Source organism: Paenibacillus sp. 11B (assembly GCF_030487755.1).
GTDB lineage: Bacteria > Bacillota > Bacilli > Paenibacillales > Paenibacillaceae > Paenibacillus > Paenibacillus vandeheii.
Genome location: NZ_JAUKNS010000009.1, coordinates 222,740 through 239,338 on the forward strand (window position 1 = coordinate 222,740; position 16,599 = coordinate 239,338).

Sequence of the window (16,599 nt, forward strand, 5' to 3'; positions counted from 1 at the left end):
CTTCATTCCCCTTTCGGTTGAAGTTGAATGGATATCGTGACCGCCAGCCCCTGCCCGGGACTGCCATCGACGCTCAGGCTGCTGCCTTCTCCATACATGAGTCGGAGCCTTTGGGCGATATTGTTAAGCCCCAGCCTGTCCCCGGCATGGCAGCGCAATGCCTCACTGGAAGGCTGTCGAGCAATGGATTCATTTAATTCATCAATCTCTGCTTGAGCCATGCCTTTGCCATTGTCACGCACAATAATCAGCAGCTCATCAGCAAATTTCAATGCAGATACCCAGATCACCCCACCATCCGCCTGCCCTTCAATGCCATGGTAGACCGCGTTCTCCACCAGCGGTTGCACGACCAGCTTGGGAATCATATACTCCGTCACAGCCTCATCGATGTCATAGATTACCTCTAACTTGCCGTCATAACGTACCTGTTGAATGCGTACATACGATTGTACAAAAGCTAATTCTTCCTGAAGCGGAACCCTCCGGTCCACCTTATCAATCGTATAGCGCAGCAGCTTGCCAAGTGCCGTCACCATATCAGACACCTCAGCGTGCTTCTGACGGACCGCCATCATGTTGATGGACTCCAATGTGTTGTATATAAAATGGGGATTGATCTGGCTCTGCAATGCTGACAGCTCCGCCTCCCGCTCTTGAATGCCCAGCAAAAACACCTCGTTGAACAGTCGATTAATCTCTTCCATCATTCGGTTAAAGCCCCGGCTAATCTGCCCGAACTCATCATTACTGAAATGTGCTACGCGCTGGCTAAAGTCTCCCTGCTCCACCCGAATCATATTGTGCTTCAGTCGAATCAGGGGCCGAGTTATACGATAGGATAAAAGAACCGCGAGAATCGATACGGCCGCCATACATAGCACAGCGAATCCAAACGTAAACGTAAGCATCTCGCCTGATTCCTTCTGAATAACGGCAATAGGCGTAAGGCTGATCACCGAAAGTCCTGAATAACTGGAATGGTGCTGTACGTAGAGATAGGGCTTCCCATCAAGGACAACCTTCTGGTTTCCTGCGTAGCCTTGAAGCTGTCCAAGCGTTAACAGTTGGTCGTATGCGGACAGACCTCCGGCTGAGGTGCGTTCGAACAGAAGACGCTGCTTGCTGTCGACAATCATCAGACTCGCATTTTGCTCAAAGTTCAGATTGGATAAGAGCTGGCCGAAGGCTTCCAGCCGGATGTCGATTAGAATGTAGCCCAGTCGCTGGAGTGTACCCGGATCACGAATCTCACGGGCAACCGATATATACGGCTCTTCCTGACTGCCTGTGTAATAGCTGGGTTCGTGCGGAGGAAGCAGACGCCATTCCCCTTCCGAGCCGTCAAGCTCTGCAAACCAATGATCTGGTCTACTGTCCCATACTGGCTTGACCACTAACGAATCGAGATTAGAGAACAGAATGCCGCTGTTGCTGATTAGATGGATGCCACGAATTTCCGGTCGATCATAAGCTTGACCGGACGTGTAAAGCTTCATTTTCAAATAATCATCGGACCTCGCCCATGTACCCGATCCCATCGGAGCATTGTATTTGCCCAGAATGCCGAGCACCATCTGATCGTAGAGCGGCAAGAGCGACAACCTCTCGAAGTCCTTGACCAGCCGATTCAGATTGGTATTAATCTGGCGAACGATATCAATGGTGAACTGCTCCGTCTTGCGGTCAATCGTCTGCGAGAAATGCAGGTAATTCACCACTCCCTGCAAGCTTAGTGGCAGCAAGGTTAGCGCCAGGAACAACAGGAGCAGCTTGGTGCGCAGATTGATGCTTCCTCCCAAATAACCCTGTACCTTGTCCATCATTTCCGTTTATCCCTCCCTCTCCCGATCATTGTATGAGCTCCCCTCACCGATCAATCTGGATATAACTGGGGTTTATCATATCCAGTTTCAGTGATCGTTGGCTATCCTGCCAACCATGGGTTTGGTACGAAATTTCAAGATTGAAGCACAGGTTTCGGGGAAACGCAAAAAAGCCGACTGCATCTCTGCAGTCGACTAATCATCTTTTGCATAAAAAAACCGATTGCATTAGGCAATCGGCTGTCTTTTCATAAAGTGTTTCTTATATTTGAAGCGATTATATTCATTAATAAGTTCGTCCAATACCATGGACTGTTGAAGGACTTTGTAGTCTTGCATGCCATGATGTTCCGCCAAACGACTTAACACTTGCCTGTTCTGTTCGATCTGGTCTCTGATCTGTTTTGGTTCTCTCACAGCATGCACCCCCTCTTTTTAAAACATTTTAGGATACATTGCCAAAAAATTCATATTTTATTCCTTTGCAAAATAAAATGTTTGTTTACATAACAATACTTTCATAAAATAGCATTTTGCATTAATCCGTGAAAACTGTCACAGCCACAACATGTAGGTATATATTTAAATATCCGTCTACATATCGGGTTTACATGAAATTGAAGTTATATTATAGAATGAAGAAATTAAAATCTATTATAAATTTTGCTCCATCGGCTGCTGTATCTTGCTCGTTCTGGAGCCCGTCATACGCTGTTCCCCCTGTAATTTGCTTGATTTAATGTTATAAGCATAGCAGGGAGAACACCGCTCTAGCGTCCACAACCAGGTGGATTATAGACAAGGAGACGAACCTTACTTCTCCAAAGATTCAATTTATATTACCTTTCGTTTTAAGTTGAATATATTTATTAATCAGTTCATCCAGTACCATAGACTGCCTGAGGACTTTATCACTATGCATGCCATGCTTCTCCGCCAACCGACGCAAGTTTTGCCTATTCTGCTCGATCTGGTCTTTAATCTGTTGGATTTCTCTCACAGCATGCACCCCTTTTTCAAACTATTTTAGGGTACATTTATCTAAAAATTCATAATGGAATGCTTTGCAAAATTTTGTATTAGATCTTTTAGAAAAGCTGGTATTTCAAACACACTAGCTCTCATTGGTTATACATTTTTAATTTTACTCCCAAAATTTTGTGAGCTCAGGCCCTCCATTAACCTAGTGTACTGCTCGTCCTGCTGGTTCGTTACATGTCTTCTGAATTTCCCATACAAATCAATAGATTTAATAGACATTAGGTCATCGTTGCTTAAAGATGATAGTTCCAGGCTCATGAGCAAAGTTTCAATCCCAGTTGCGTATCTTTGTTGATTAAGTCTGTACTTCGCTAATTCATAATAAAAGCGAATATATCTATGATTCAACATTTGCCTATTGTACGTCCCTTTTAAATGCATATCCGTGTTGAATTGTTTAATATAAGGATCAAACCTATCCAATGCAGAATCAATATCCAGGGAGTGCTGGTTAGCAGCCTGAACTATATTCACGAATGCTGTTAAAACCTCATGAGGATTAGCGTCAAGGTAATTCAGATAAGGCTCAATAACCTCATGGTTTCCATTCATCAAATGGTATAAATACCGATTCCCCTCTGCCCATCCTTTGAAACGTTCTATTAATTCTTGCTCTTCTTCCGTTGGATTAGAGATTTCAATAATATTCACGTAAACATCTGTATACTCCAGAGCTTTTTCATATTCTTTACGCACTTCACATACACTTGCCTTCAATAGATTCGCATATGCTTTGTATGTAAATATGGGATAAAAGGCAAATCTTTTTTTATTTTTGCGCCTTCGAGATTGAAGTTCAAGTTGAAAGTCAACTTTTCTTTCCAGTTCCTCTGCCAAATCATAAACCTTATCCCAGAGATGTATTGTACTATAAACATTCGCCAAATCCTTAATAGCATCCAATTGGATTTCTTCATCTAATTTCTCAATATAGGGCTCCAATTGAACCGCTGCTGCTAAATTATCGAATTTGCTCATTGTTTTATGAAGCAAAAAAATGCGGTACTGGCATAACGCCAACCGTTCCGAGTGCTGATATTTCTCACCTGCGGCTACGCATTCATATAAAATAAGCGCCGCTTCATTCATTTCTCTGGAATACAGATTCTCTGCCATTTCAAATAGTTCTGAAATATAGGAACGATCATCTGTAACCTGATAAACCACCGTTTTAATACAGCCTAGCTTGTTAAGTTCAGCACAGCGATACAGGAAAGGTTCCAAACGCCTCCAATGAGGCGCGGCTTCCACAAAACATTCCACACTGTACATTTCGTAGAAGTATCCCTTCTCCAAACCCATACCAGATGTGATCTGATCCAACTGGTTCATAGCTAGAGGCCTGCTGCCCTTAAGGATGGCACTTAAAGTGCCAACGTTGACACCCGTGATATCTGAGAATTGCTGTAGTTTATATCCTCGTTCTCTTATGTGATTCTCTATATATGTGCGTATCGTAGGTGCAAGTTTCAATTCTCCCACCCCCATCAACCAAACTAACTTAAGGATTCATCAGCTCTTATTAAATGTAATTTTAATCCTGAATTTTACAATGGTCAATCTGCGCAAAAAAGGCTTATTTCCGATCTCGGAAATAAACCTTGTTTTTAAATATGGCTTTTTATAAGTTCATTGTGATTAATCTTACAACGTTCCATCACCATGAGATGATGGACCAAAGGATTGTATTGGTATGTCGATTGGATATTGATGTATGACAGAGAAAAAAATAATACTAAACAAAAGTATTGTTATAATTTTTTTTAATTTCATAGTTATATGCCTCCTTAATTATAGATCCGTACAAGTTTTGTATCTCCTGAGATGCAAAAGACCTGTATCTTTCAAAGAGAGCAACGCATTGTATAATATCTCTATAATTGTTAATATTGATTGCTGAATTCAAACAATTAATCAGCTTTTGCATTCCTTCAGCATATCGTTCCTGGCGAAAATAATAAATGGCCAATTCAGCCAAAAATTTAGTATACCTGTCATTTATAATCTGCTTATTGTATCTTTTATTTAACATAATATCTCTTGAAATAGTATTAATTTTACTATCAAATTTTAAAAGGACATGATTGATGTTCATATCATAAGTATTTGCTGCCTCCATAATTTTGACAAGAGCAGTAAGGAATTCTTCTTCATTTTGTTCAATCCATGACACATATGCTGGGAGCACTTCTTCATTTCCCATCATCAGATTATACAGATAGGTGTTTACTTCAGTCCAGCCACTGAACATATTGATATATAATTGGTCCTCTTCACTAGGGTTTGCAATATTAATTATCTCAGCATATTCTTGGGTATAGTCTAAAGCTTCCCTATATTTCCCACTCCACTCACAAGCTGAAGCCTTGAGGAGATTTGAATATGCTCTGTACACAAAAAGGGGATATGCAGTTACCCTGTTTACTTTATCGACTTTTTTCTTAGTAAATGATTGTATAAATTCAGCTTTACGCCCCAATTCATCTGCCAATGAAAACAGCTTGTCCCAATAACGTAGAGCTGAGTATGTATTCGCCAGATCCTTGATCGCATCCAGCTGCCGCTCTTCATCCAGCCGATTAATATATGGCTCAAAATGAACTGCCGCCCTGAGATTTTCATGCTGATCCTGACCCAGAGATAGTGTGAAAATACGATATTGGCACAACGCGAGACGTTCCGAGTGTTGGTACTTCTCACACTCCGCGACGCATTCATATAACATGCGGGCCGCATTCTTTTGTCCTCGCTCAATCATGCCCTCGGCCATCTCGAACAATTCGGAGATATAGGATCGGTCATCCGTCACTTGCTGGATTACCCTCTGAATACATTCGAGCTTGTCCAGCTCGGCGCAACGTTGCAGAAAAGGCTCTAGTCTTCTCCAATGCGGTGCAGATTCCACAAAACACTCAGCGCCGTATATTTCGTAGAAATGACCCTCCTCCAGCTTCATGCCTTGGGTAATCAGATCCAGTTGAGCCATGGCGATTGGCCGCGTCCCTTTGATGATCGCACTTAACGTTCCAGCGTTCACACCCGATATATCGGCAAAGTATTGCAGGGTATAGCCCTGTTTCCTGATGTAGTCCTCAATAAAGGAGCGTATCGTAGTTGTAGGTTCCATGTCTCCCACCTCCACAATCAAAATCCATAAATTTGAATTTATATGATATGCACAATTTTAATCCTAAATTTTACAGCGGTCAATAAAAATCGTGGCAACTTCCTGCCCATATGTTCAGGGGTTGAGAGGCTTTAATCCGCCTTATAGAAAAAATCCATTAGAAGAATACATGGCAACATGGTAAAGTTAGTTTCAGTTTAAATATCCTACTATTTCCATAGGATTAGACAACCCAGGTGCTTTTCCAATCCAATCCAAGGGGATGGTTAGATGAAATTTGCCTTATTTAGTCTCATGATGAATCTTCCAAATGCCGTAACCGGTGAATCACTAACGACACAACAGAAGTTCCACAATATTTTGGAACAAGCCAAACTGGCCGAACGACTGGGATTCAATGCATATGGGATCGGTGAGCGGCATGGTGCACCTTTTCTGTCTTCCTCACCTCCCGTCGTACTGACCGCCGTAGCTGCTGCGACTTCACGTATTCGGTTGTTAACAACGGTTACTGTTCTCAGTATACTTGATCCGGTACGGGTTGCCGAGGATTATGCCACGCTGGATCAATTATCGGGCGGACGGCTGGAAATGATCATCGGGAAAGGCAATGACCCTCGGCACTATCCCCTGTTTGGCATTAGTGAAGAGGAACAATGGGATTCACTCGGTGAGCGCTACGAACTGCTGAAACGGCTGTGGACTGAAGAGAATGTAACCTGGCAGGGAACGTATCGCCCTCCCCTTCAAGAGGTTACCACTCAGCCGAGACCGCTTCAGCAATCCATTCCGATCTGGCATGGCAGCGCATCGAGCACCCGTTCTACCGAGCTTGCAGCTAAGTATGGCGAACCAATATTTAGCTCGAACTCCTTCCACCCTCAGGAAAAATATAAGGCGTTAATTGACCATTACCGGGAACGGCTCGATTACTATGGTCATGATGCGAACCGGGCGGTGGTCGGCTCCGGGGCAGGCAGCCTGTATCTCGCGAATACTCGTGAAGAGGCCATCCTTCGTTATACGCCTTATTATGAGGCGTTTCATGCTACGGCCGCTGCGCAGCACAACCAGTCACCCTTTAAGGACCTGGAGGATAACATTGCGCATGGGCCTGTACTGATTGGTAGTCCGGAGCAGGTCATTGAGAAGATCCTGAATTACCATGCAGCATATGGACACCAGGTGCTGAGCATTAGCGTGGATGGACTCAGCCATACGGAGCAGCTGGAGCAGGTAGAACGCTTTGCCCAGGATGTAGCGCCTGTGTTACGACGCGAAATCCCCAGTTTCATATGGAACGAACCCCCGCTCTTGAACCACTCACTTCCCTTTTCCTCTTCCACTTCACATTCTTCCGATTCATGGCCCCCAGCCATCTCACCGATCTTCCAGGTATAGTTCTCAGTTCCTCACGGACTCCCCATTCACCCACAAGTTTTTGCATCCAGGGTGATTCTTGCGAATCGCCCTATCCCTCCCCCAAGAACCTTTCACTATGATTAAGACTTAATGCCTTCAAACAAGGAAATCAACGCACGCAGCACGAATTCAGTATCTAACGGTTCGCCAGTCACCAGCATGCGATAGAACATCGCTCCATAGACGAGGTCTATGCACAGTCCGATGTCACAATCCTTTTTCAACTCTCCCCGTTCTACACCTTTTTCAAAAATTCCCCACGCTTCGCGCCGACGAGGCTGAATGTATCTGGTTCGGTATTCTTCTGCAAGCCCTGGATCAGACTGTCCCTCTCCGACAATCTGTGTGATCACTTTCCCTTCCCGGCTGATCAAAAAATCAACCAGATTGCTCGCATGAATGCGCACATCCTCAAATACCGATCCTGTATCCGGTACAGGCAATCTTGCCGTTGCCGCAGACATGTACCCATCCATAATGACAGCACCTTTGTTAGGCCACCATTTATATATTGTTGCTTTGCTCACCTTAGCACGTTCAGCAATTTTTTCGATTGTAACCGCTCCGAAGCCGTGTTCTAGTAATAATTCATAGGAAGCTGCAAGAATCGCATTCTGGGTTTCCACATTGCGGGGACGCCCTCTTTTGGCAGTCATCATAAGCCCTCCTTGGCATAACAAAACCATTTGTATTTCATAAAAACGATACGTTCATTATACTAAATCACCGATAAATTAAACAATTTCAAGCTCACTTTACTTCGATAATACAAAAAAAATGTCTGCGCCTATTTACAATACTGAACGTCTAGTATATTATATGTTTGTGATTAGTAAACGCATCGTTTAGTAATTAACATTTTGAATATACGTATACATTAATGAAAATGAATTTAAGAACATGTGGAGGTTGATGATTATGCATATGCCAAACGAAGTGAAGGCTAAGTCCGTCCCAAGCTGGTTGATTTTACTTTTGGCTGCCGCGTGCGGGCTAGTTGCTGCAAACCTGTATTATGCTCAGACCGTCGTAGGACCAATCAGCGTTACAACAGGGCTTTCCTCTGCTGCTGCTGGATTGATTGTGACGTTAACACAGATCGGTTATGTCATTGGGCTGCTGTTTATCGTACCGCTTAGTGATATTGTGGAGAATAAACGACTGGTCACTTTTTTCCTCATCATATTGGTCGTTGGGTTGATCGCCGCCGCCTTCTCTTCCCATGCCGTATTATTCCTGATTGCTTCTCTCGTTATCGGTATCAGCTCAGTCGTTGCACAAATTCTGGTCCCTTATGCCACCTACCTCACTTCGGAGGAGCAGCGCGGACGGGTCGTCGGGAATGTGATGAGTGGTCTGCTGTTGGGCATCATGCTGGCTCGACCTGTCGCAAGTTTTATTACGAGCCTGCTCGGGTGGCAAGCGGTCTTTGTCTTCTCCGCAATCATTATCGTTTTGCTGACACTGCTTCTGTCCCGTGCACTTCCTACACGTCAGCCACAACCTGCGATGAAGTACGGACAATTAATCCTGTCATTAGGTACCCTGCTCAAAACATTTCCATTGCTCCGCCGCCGAGCCCTCTATCAGGCCAGTTTGTTTGGCGCCTTCAGCCTGTTCTGGACTACAGTTCCCTTACAGCTCGCCAATGAATATGGCATGTCCCAACAGGGAATTGCCTGGTTTGCACTGGCTGGTGTTGGGGGTGCTATCGCAGCACCGATTGCCGGAAGATGGGCGGATAAAGGGTTAACCCGCATATTAACCGGAGTCGCCATGATCATCGCGGTTGCATCTTTTGGGCTTGCCTATCTGTTCCAGGGCCACTCTACCGCTACCCTAATTCTGCTTGTGATCGTTGCCATCACGCTGGATATGGCAGTCTCGGGCAATCTGGTGCTGGGACAGCGCATCATTTATTCGTTGAGTGAAGCAAGAGGACGGGTAAACGGGATCTTCATGTCGATCTTTTTTGTAGGGGGAGCGATTGGATCATCTCTTGGCAGCTGGTCGTATGCACACGGGGGTTGGAGTCTCACCACATTGATTGGTCTGATCATGCCTCTGCTGGCACTCGGATATTATTTAACGGAAAAGAAAACTGCCGTCGTCAGCAAGGCTTAATTGGACTTCATATGTAAGCAAAGGGCAGACTGATCTCAACAATCAGCTCTGCCCTTTTTCTTTTATTTCATAACACTGAATTTCTTAGTCGCGGTTCGAACTACATCATCCGCTCCCCAGACAATAACGCCGACCACTTTGGTGGCTTCCAAGTCCATGGACGCAATCTCACCTGCATACTGTTCAAAGGCATTGTTGAGCGATTGTCCCGTCTGCGAGAAAACAACATAGTTTAGTCCTTCGTTCTCAGTTGAACAGGATTTGGTTAAATTGATGAGTTGGTTCTCGCCAGCCTTCAGGATGACCGTACTAAACCGGATACCCGCATGCTGATTACCGCTCTGATCCAGTACAGGGGCATCCGAATATAATCCGGGCTCCCTTAGGGCTGCTTGTCCCATTAATAATGCGGCAACATTCGCTGCTGCACCAATTTCGAGATTTTTCTCCAGTATGATAGCTATTCTCTTCATATGAGTGCGTTCACCCTCTGCATACTTTTTGTAAAACATACCCACGGCATGTTGATTCCCTCTCGCAATACTTTGTAGGTCACTAACCCGTAATGGTCGGCACAGAGCTGATTCGTAAGTGCAATGGAACCCTCCGCATTGTGCATGACCTTTCTGCAAGCTTCAGGGTTGGACGATACGGTGCTGTTCTCTCTATAGGTCGTGCTGATCTCTGTTAACAAGTATGTAGTTGCCGGATGATGGAATATAATATCAATCTGATCGGGACATACCGCATGGGAACCGCATAGCACCAGTGCCGGAATCTGCTCTACAAAACTCTCCGACACCACCAATTCGGAATCCATGATGAAGCTGTTTAGCTTTGGATAAGCCCCGGGAACCAACAAGCAGGAAATTGCTCCTGATTTCAAGTCTTCCGCTGCGGCTTCAAATTGCGGATATGGCTTGATTAGATCAGAGTTGTTGAGTTTCTTGGCGATATGCATGCTGCAAGTCAGAAATCCTTCGTCGTCTCCCAGTGTTCCCAGTATGGCATATTTGTTTTCGGTCATCTCCATTTTTTTCTATTTCCTCCCTTTTATTCAAATCCGGTAAGATCGTATACCAAAAAATATCTGTTGTCAATTAACACTTTAACGCAACAAAAATATGTTCTATCATGCATATATTTTACAAAAAACGGTATTGAAAATGGAAAATATTGAGCTATAATGTTATGAAATGTATTTTTTCAATATTACTTTTTCCTTGAGGGAGGATTTATGAAAACCATCGTATACATATCTGATTTCAGGCTTCCATTTAGCTTAAACTTTGTGAAACCTTTGAAGGAATTAGCTAATTACAAGAAAATTTTGATCATCGAGCGATACAATCTGCATAACGAGGATGTACTCAAAGACTTCTTCGACGAAATCAGATATATCGACCACCTGGAATCCGTGGACTTCATCAGGGACCATATCATTGATATTCGAAAGTCCCATTCCATTGCTGCCTTGTTAACTCCTGGCGAGAATGCCATCGAGATTGGCGGCCAAATCCGATCCGAGTTTGGCATCCCCGGCATGCAGCGCAATCAGGCCGAAGCCGTTCGTAACAAATGGATTATGAAACAAATGCTTCATCAACGCGGGATTCGGACTTCGGATATTGCAATTGCCCTGAATGAAGAGGACTACCTCCAATTCACCGATAAACATGGGTTCCCGATTATTGTAAAGCCGCTCAGCGGATATGGGAGTATTAATACGTTTAAACTTTCCAGCATGGAAGAATTGTTCCATTATCTCCGGCACTCAAGACAAGAGCAGCAAAAGGACTTACTGGAAGAATTCATCAGCGGTAAGGAATTTCACTGTGATTCCATTGTCTCCAAGGGCGAAGTTGTGTTCTCATCCGTCTCCCAGTACCTGTATAACTGTCTGGACATTGCCACGAACCAGAAGCCACCCGCCAGTATTACGTTTCCGGAAGGTTCCAGTGAGGACTTCATTCAACGGATCAAAGAGGTTAACCAACAAGTGATTGCTGCACTCGGAATCAATCATTCCGTAACACATGCCGAATTGTTCCTGACTCCTCAAGGAGAAGTGGTATTTGGCGAGATCGGTGCGAGAATCGGGGGTTCACAGGTTATGCCGCCTTGTATCAAGAACACACACGGCGTTGATTTCTTCAAGGCAGTCACTGAATTGGAAGTTGGCATATATGAATTCAGCAAACAAGAGACGAGTAACAAGTATACAGGCATGATTTGTTTTCCTTCACGTACAGGAATCATTCGGAATATTTCCGGAATAGAGGATTATGAGGATATCTCCGGGATTATTGAGTTCCATGTAGCTTACCAGGTGGGACAACGTGCCGGAGACGTGAGTGATACGATGACCCGATCAGGCTTTGCGATTGTGGAAGGTGATTCGTTTGAGGAATTGCGTCATACATTGCTGGATATGTACGATCGTTTCAACATAGAAGTTAATGTTGCCGAAATCGTATAGGCTGTCTGGGAAGAACGGATAAGCCTATAGCTGGATTGACCGTTTCTGGGGAGGTTTGGATGTATTGTCTTTATTCAAAACATACGCGGGGTTAAGCCGCGAAATATATTATCTTTGTTTGGCCCGAACGATTAACAGCACAGGGGATTTCGTATTTTCCCTCATTACCCTGGTTCTGACTTTGCAGATGGGGATGAACGTTGTCAATGCAGGCATATTTGTTTCAATGGCAGCCTTGATCAGCGGGCCAGGCGTACTCCTTGGGGGGTATTTGAGTGATGTCATGGGCAAAAAAACCATTATCGTTACCGGACAATCGCTTGCCGCCATCATAATCATCTGCTGCTCGTTCTGGTCGGGCACTATTACGGTTGGATATTTGCTAATTGCAGTTATGTTCTTCATCAGCATTACCCGGCCTGCCTATAACGCGTTGATCATTCAGCTGTCTCCACAGGAAACAGGGCGAAAATCCGCTTTCTCTCTGATGTATTTGGGAGCCAATCTGGGTATAGCCATCGGGCCGTTGGTGGCCGGCTTTTTCATCAAGGATTATATCAACATGGTCTTTATAAGTATTGGCTCCGTGTTTCTGTTATCCACCTTCATCATCATCAACCGGGTAAAGGTGGGTACACCCAAGGAATTGGACTCAACAGGCAGCCAACATGCTGTCCAACAACAACCAAGCCAATCGCCTTCTCCATTATTCAGACTGTTGCTGAAAAATCCGCTCGTCGCCTTCTTTATCATGGTGTCATTCCTTAATTATTTTATCTATATGCAATACTCGTTTAGCCTTCCGCTCCAAATGAATTATTCGTTCGGAGAGAACGGCGCGGCATATTACGGCTCTGTCATGACTATTAATGCCATCAGCGTCATCGTTCTGACCACCTTAATCCTGTCCGTTACACGCAAATTAACCGCGCTAAACTCCATTGCCATAGGGGCACTCTTCTATGGAATCGGATTTGGTGCGTTGAGCTTGATGAGTTACTTTCCCTATTTCACCCTTGTGGCCATCTCTACGGTGCTGTGGACCATTGGAGAGATTTTGGTGCAGACCAATATCAATCTGTATATTGCTTCGCGAGTACCGGACACGCATCAGGGGCGGTTTAACGGCCTGCTGCTGTTCGTAGGCTGTCTGGGCTATACACTCAGTCCGTATTTGACCGGGATTTTTATCAAAAGCATGGATATGGGGAGCGTATGGATCATTATTCTGGCCTTCAGCTTGTTCTATGCGTTGTGCATGATAATCCTGTGGTATATCGAAAAAAGCTCAACCAAAAAAAGTGAAATTGAACCGTTGGATTTATCACAAAGTGTTTGAGTATCGAAGCTGATCCCAGGATCAGCTTTTGTCCTTTTATCATCATTTTTACACCAATTTATGATGTAAAAACCCTTTTTAATAAGGTCGTAGAAGTCTCAAATACCCGATGAACTATAAAGGGGAATTTTTCTTGCTTTTCACTAAAATAAACAGAAGAGATAGGAAAAACAGAAACTCTGAAATACTGACCAACAGCCTCGTGCCTTCCCCTAAATCCTTTAATCCAAATAGAATATGGATCAGCGAAATTTTTCCCGTAATTACAGCGACCACTACAGCCAGAACCAGCATGCATTAATCCCCTCAAAATTTATTTTAAATTCGACAATACCAAACTATTCCTTTAAATTACAAATAATGATAGATTAAGAGTAGTGTGATATGGATATACATTCCAAAGGAGGATATTAATATTGAGTAAATCTATTGTTCTACGTTGTGTCTTAACCTGTCTGTTATTTCTGAGTTCATTATCTGCCCTGTCCACCCCAGCCAATGCAGAAGCTTCAGCGGCTGCCAGTGGGCGCAATCCGATTGTTCTTGTACACGGTATTGGAGGCGCGGGATTTAACTTTGCCAGCATCGAAAGAGCGCTAATAAACGAAGGCTATTCCCGAAGTGACCTGTACGCCATCGATTTTCTGGACAAGTCGGGAAACAATGTCACCAATTCACGTCAGTTATCCGCCTATATTGATGATGTCCTGCGGAAGACCGGCGCCAGCCAGGTCGATATCATTGCCCATAGCATGGGCGGAGCCAACACCCTGTATTATATCAACAACCTCGGTGGTGGTAAAAATATAGGCAAAGTCGTTACGCTCGGTTCTCCCAATCGGCTTGTAGCCCGTTCCGCTCCAAACGGTATTGATTATACCTCCATCTACAGTACGTCGGACTTTATTGTAAATAATACGTTATCCCCTCTGAACGGGGCGAACAATATTCGCATTTTCGGGGTAACCCATATCGGCCTGTTGACTGACCGTGGAGTTCAAAGCCATATCATGAACGCTTTAAAGTAAAACCAAAATATAAAGAAGGCGGGTATCCATATGGAAACCCGCCTTCTATTTGTACTTTCACTTTATCTGCGCTTTATTCGGAGCATTCGGGCAGAGCGGTTCAGGAGACGTTAGCATTTTTTCTAAGGAACACAGAACGTCTTATTTGGTCCCCAAGCCCTCTTTTTCAAACGTAAGGAACACCAGACGCGTTATTTCCTAGAATCCCCCTAAAAAGATGCTAAAAACAGCTTCAAAATTCGATAAAATTTACCCGCGCAGTCTCCGGGAACTTAGGGCGTGATGACCATTTTGCAGGAACGTGCTGCGTGTATTCTTCATCAGTTCAATCCGGCGTTCAGCCAGACGATCTGCGGCAATATACGTTGCGATGCCTTCGGTCCGTGACGTATCGAAGATTTTCTCCAGATTATTGTAGATCTCCCCAACCTTGCTCCAAGCACGGTCCGCATTATAGCCGTTCAACTCGTCCGCAATATTGATTACGCCGCCTGCATTAATCACGTAGTCTGGTGCGTATACAATCCCCATCTCATGCAGCTTGTCACCATGACGCGGCTCCAGCAGCTGATTGTTGGCACAGCCTGCCACAACCTTGGCCTTGAGCTGTTTCAGCGTATCATCATTAATTGTCCCGCCCAAGGCACACGGCGCATAAATATCACAATCCACTCCAGTAATGTCGGAGGGGTCTACCGCCTTAGCACCGAATTGATCCACAGCCTGCTTCACGGAATCCTTACGGATATCGGTCACAATCAGATGCGCACCTTCTTCGTACAAATGTTTGCACAGACGCATCGCCACGTTGCCCACACCTTGTACAGCCACGGTTTTGCCTTCCAGCAGATCTGTGCCGAAGGCTTCCTTCGCCGCGGCCTTCATGCCCTGATATACCCCCCATGCTGTTGCCGGGGAAGGATTACCGGAGGAGCCGTAGCTTGGCGATATGCCTGTAACATAGTCGGTCTCCTGATAGATCAGATTCATATCTTCCTCAGTTGTTCCCACATCCTCTGCGGTGACATAACGTCCGTTCAGTCCCTGAATGTATCGGCCAAAGGCCCGGAACATCGCTTCATTTTTGTCACGGCGCGGATCTCCGATTATTACGGCTTTGCCTCCGCCCAGATTCAGTCCGGATACCGCATGTTTATATGTCATTCCCCGCGCAAGGCGCAAGGCATCTTCAATGGCAGCTTCCTCCGAAGCATAGGTCCACATCCGTGTGCCTCCCAGCGCAGGACCGAGTGTTGTATCGTGAATAGCAATAATTGCTTTTAATCCAGAGGCTCTATCCTGGCACAGTACCAGTTCCTCATAATCGTGATGTTCCATTGCTTCAAACCAGTTCATGTGTTAACCGTCTCCTCCAACCATTTTTGCGATCCATTCGCCTTCTTCAGTTCGTCTTCCACCTCTATTGTACCCATGAATATCAAGTTTGTGCAAAATCACATCTGGATGTAACAAAAAGACCTTTCTCCCTCCACAGGGAAAAAGGTTCATATAATCCAGCCCAGCATGGAGTTTGTAAAAAGGCGGTATCAACATGTAATCATGACAAGGTTTCAACCACGTTAATGGGATGTAAATCCCCACTCACGGCGAATGACGCTTGCCCGGTCTCTTCCGAGACCACCAGTACAACCGCATCCGTCAGTTCACTCAATCCGAGAGCAGCCCTGTGCCTTGTGCCAATCTTTCGTTCACGCGCAATCGCCTGTGACAAAGGCAGTACATTACCCGCAGATACAATCTGATTGCCTCGAATCAGTACAGCCCCATCATGCAGAGGCGCACCCGGTATAAATAAAGACTCCAGCAATGCATGAGTAACCCGGGCATCGACTGCAACTCCTGAATGGATAATCGGTTCAAGCGGCACTTCCCGTTCAATCACAATGAGAGCACCATATCTGCGATCAGACAAATGCTGTATACTGGCAGTCAGTTCGGCAAATTTCTCTGTGAAGGGTGACAGATAACAATCCAGATAAAAGGAAGACGCAAGCACCTCGATCTGCTTGATCTCGGCCCGAATCTCCGCAAATTGGCCCAGCAAACACACACTGTCATTATCAAAGGTGGATAAAGTTAGGTTCATTCGCTCTGCCACACGATGAAGATCTCCTTTGAGTTTCTGCCTCATGGACGAGCTGTCACAGTCTGCTTGCCGATTCATCATGGTCTTCCTCCTCACCTTGTCATCT

Annotated in this window: 16 protein-coding genes; 5 read left to right on the top strand and 11 right to left on the bottom strand. The window is 44.9% G+C overall.

Annotated elements, in window-relative coordinates; translation table 11 throughout:
- Window positions 1-2 precede the first annotated feature (2 nt).
- The 5 genes from Q0V21_RS29990 to Q0V21_RS30005 all read right to left on the bottom strand — a co-directional run bounded on the left by Q0V21_RS29990 (window position 3) and on the right by Q0V21_RS30005 (window position 6,003).
- A complete protein-coding gene (locus Q0V21_RS29990) occupies window positions 3-1,826 on the bottom strand; it encodes a cache domain-containing sensor histidine kinase (RefSeq protein WP_079348621.1) in 1,824 nt (607 codons plus the stop codon).
- Between the two features lie 228 nt (window positions 1,827-2,054).
- A complete protein-coding gene (locus Q0V21_RS29995; RefSeq protein WP_024632314.1) occupies window positions 2,055-2,243 on the bottom strand; it encodes an aspartyl-phosphate phosphatase Spo0E family protein in 189 nt (62 codons plus the stop codon).
- 412 nt (window positions 2,244-2,655) lie between these two features.
- Window positions 2,656-2,835, bottom strand: a complete 180-nt coding sequence (locus Q0V21_RS32945) for an aspartyl-phosphate phosphatase Spo0E family protein (RefSeq protein ID WP_079348619.1) — start codon at window positions 2,833-2,835, stop codon at window positions 2,656-2,658.
- Between the two features lie 119 nt (window positions 2,836-2,954).
- On the bottom strand, window positions 2,955-4,340 hold the full coding sequence (locus Q0V21_RS30000) for a hypothetical protein (protein WP_079348616.1): 1,386 nt from the start codon (window positions 4,338-4,340) through the stop codon (window positions 2,955-2,957).
- A gap of 262 nt (window positions 4,341-4,602) precedes the next feature.
- Window positions 4,603-6,003, bottom strand: coding sequence for a transcriptional regulator (locus Q0V21_RS30005; RefSeq protein ID WP_301882043.1), 1,401 nt, complete (start codon window positions 6,001-6,003; stop codon window positions 4,603-4,605).
- A gap of 261 nt (window positions 6,004-6,264) precedes the next feature.
- Between Q0V21_RS30005 and Q0V21_RS30010 the strand changes: the two genes are divergently transcribed.
- Window positions 6,265-7,395: an LLM class flavin-dependent oxidoreductase gene (locus tag Q0V21_RS30010; RefSeq protein ID WP_301882044.1), complete on the top strand. Its 1,131-nt coding sequence runs from the start codon at window positions 6,265-6,267 to the stop codon at window positions 7,393-7,395.
- 101 nt (window positions 7,396-7,496) lie between these two features.
- On the opposite strand, the gene Q0V21_RS30015 is transcribed toward Q0V21_RS30010, so the two are convergent.
- Window positions 7,497-8,072: a TetR/AcrR family transcriptional regulator gene (locus Q0V21_RS30015; RefSeq protein ID WP_301882119.1), complete on the bottom strand. Its 576-nt coding sequence runs from the start codon at window positions 8,070-8,072 to the stop codon at window positions 7,497-7,499.
- Window positions 8,073-8,334: 262 nt separating this feature from the next.
- Between Q0V21_RS30015 and Q0V21_RS30020 the strand changes: the two genes are divergently transcribed.
- A complete protein-coding gene (locus Q0V21_RS30020; RefSeq protein ID WP_301882045.1) occupies window positions 8,335-9,540 on the top strand; it encodes an MFS transporter in 1,206 nt (401 codons plus the stop codon).
- Window positions 9,541-9,602: 62 nt separating this feature from the next.
- Here Q0V21_RS30020 and Q0V21_RS30025 read toward each other — a convergent pair whose 3' ends face one another.
- On the bottom strand, window positions 9,603-10,013 hold the full coding sequence (locus Q0V21_RS30025; protein ID WP_079348608.1) for a DUF2000 family protein: 411 nt from the start codon (window positions 10,011-10,013) through the stop codon (window positions 9,603-9,605).
- A complete protein-coding gene (locus Q0V21_RS30030; RefSeq protein WP_301882047.1) occupies window positions 10,010-10,573 on the bottom strand; it encodes a type 2 periplasmic-binding domain-containing protein in 564 nt (187 codons plus the stop codon). Before Q0V21_RS30030 ends, Q0V21_RS30025 begins: the two co-directional genes overlap by 4 nt.
- Before the next feature lie 204 nt (window positions 10,574-10,777).
- Here Q0V21_RS30030 and Q0V21_RS30035 point away from each other — a divergent pair, with 204 nt between their 5' ends.
- The gene (locus tag Q0V21_RS30035) at window positions 10,778-12,019 is read left to right on the top strand and encodes an ATP-grasp domain-containing protein (RefSeq protein WP_301882048.1); all 1,242 of its coding nucleotides are present in this window, start codon (window positions 10,778-10,780) and stop codon (window positions 12,017-12,019) included.
- 64 nt (window positions 12,020-12,083) lie between these two features.
- Window positions 12,084-13,358 carry an MFS transporter gene (locus Q0V21_RS30040; protein WP_301882050.1) on the top strand — a complete coding sequence of 425 codons (1,275 nt, stop codon included), beginning with the start codon at window positions 12,084-12,086 and terminating at the stop codon, window positions 13,356-13,358.
- A 114-nt stretch (window positions 13,359-13,472) separates the two neighbouring features.
- Here the strand turns inward: Q0V21_RS30040 and Q0V21_RS30045 are convergent, their stop codons facing one another.
- A complete protein-coding gene (locus tag Q0V21_RS30045) occupies window positions 13,473-13,652 on the bottom strand; it encodes a hypothetical protein (RefSeq protein WP_079348600.1) in 180 nt (59 codons plus the stop codon).
- Window positions 13,653-13,774: 122 nt separating this feature from the next.
- On the opposite strand from Q0V21_RS30045, the gene Q0V21_RS30050 reads away from it, so the two are divergent.
- Window positions 13,775-14,386, top strand: coding sequence for an esterase/lipase family protein (locus tag Q0V21_RS30050; RefSeq protein WP_079348598.1), 612 nt, complete (start codon window positions 13,775-13,777; stop codon window positions 14,384-14,386).
- A 249-nt stretch (window positions 14,387-14,635) separates the two neighbouring features.
- Here the strand turns inward: Q0V21_RS30050 and Q0V21_RS30055 are convergent, their stop codons facing one another.
- Both Q0V21_RS30055 and cdaS read right to left on the bottom strand, forming a co-directional pair.
- A complete protein-coding gene (locus Q0V21_RS30055) occupies window positions 14,636-15,742 on the bottom strand; it encodes a Leu/Phe/Val dehydrogenase (protein WP_079348596.1) in 1,107 nt (368 codons plus the stop codon).
- 202 nt (window positions 15,743-15,944) lie between these two features.
- Entirely contained in the window at window positions 15,945-16,574 is a 630-nt protein-coding gene (cdaS, locus tag Q0V21_RS30060; RefSeq protein ID WP_301882054.1) for a sporulation-specific diadenylate cyclase CdaS, read from the bottom strand.
- Between the last annotated feature and the right edge of the window lie 25 nt (window positions 16,575-16,599).

Bases quoted from the DNA above. Each gene is read 5' to 3' on its own strand.
- Q0V21_RS30045 (WP_079348600.1), bottom strand. From the start codon at position 13,652: ATGCTGGTTCTGGCTGTAGTGGTCGCTGTAATTACGGGAAAAATTTCG.
- Q0V21_RS29990 (WP_079348621.1), bottom strand. From the start codon at position 1,826: ATGATGGACAAGGTACAGGGTTATTTGGGAGGAAGCATCAATCTGCGC.
- Q0V21_RS30020 (WP_301882045.1), top strand. From the start codon at position 8,335: ATGCATATGCCAAACGAAGTGAAGGCTAAGTCCGTCCCAAGCTGGTTG.
- Q0V21_RS30010 (WP_301882044.1), top strand. From the start codon at position 6,265: ATGAAATTTGCCTTATTTAGTCTCATGATGAATCTTCCAAATGCCGTA.
- Q0V21_RS30055 (WP_079348596.1), bottom strand. From the start codon at position 15,742: ATGAACTGGTTTGAAGCAATGGAACATCACGATTATGAGGAACTGGTA.
- Q0V21_RS30035 (WP_301882048.1), top strand. From the start codon at position 10,778: ATGAAAACCATCGTATACATATCTGATTTCAGGCTTCCATTTAGCTTA.
- cdaS (WP_301882054.1), bottom strand. From the start codon at position 16,574: ATGATGAATCGGCAAGCAGACTGTGACAGCTCGTCCATGAGGCAGAAA.
- Q0V21_RS30025 (WP_079348608.1), bottom strand. From the start codon at position 10,013: ATGAAGAGAATAGCTATCATACTGGAGAAAAATCTCGAAATTGGTGCA.
- Q0V21_RS30015 (WP_301882119.1), bottom strand. From the start codon at position 8,072: ATGACTGCCAAAAGAGGGCGTCCCCGCAATGTGGAAACCCAGAATGCG.
- Q0V21_RS30030 (WP_301882047.1), bottom strand. From the start codon at position 10,573: ATGGAGATGACCGAAAACAAATATGCCATACTGGGAACACTGGGAGAC.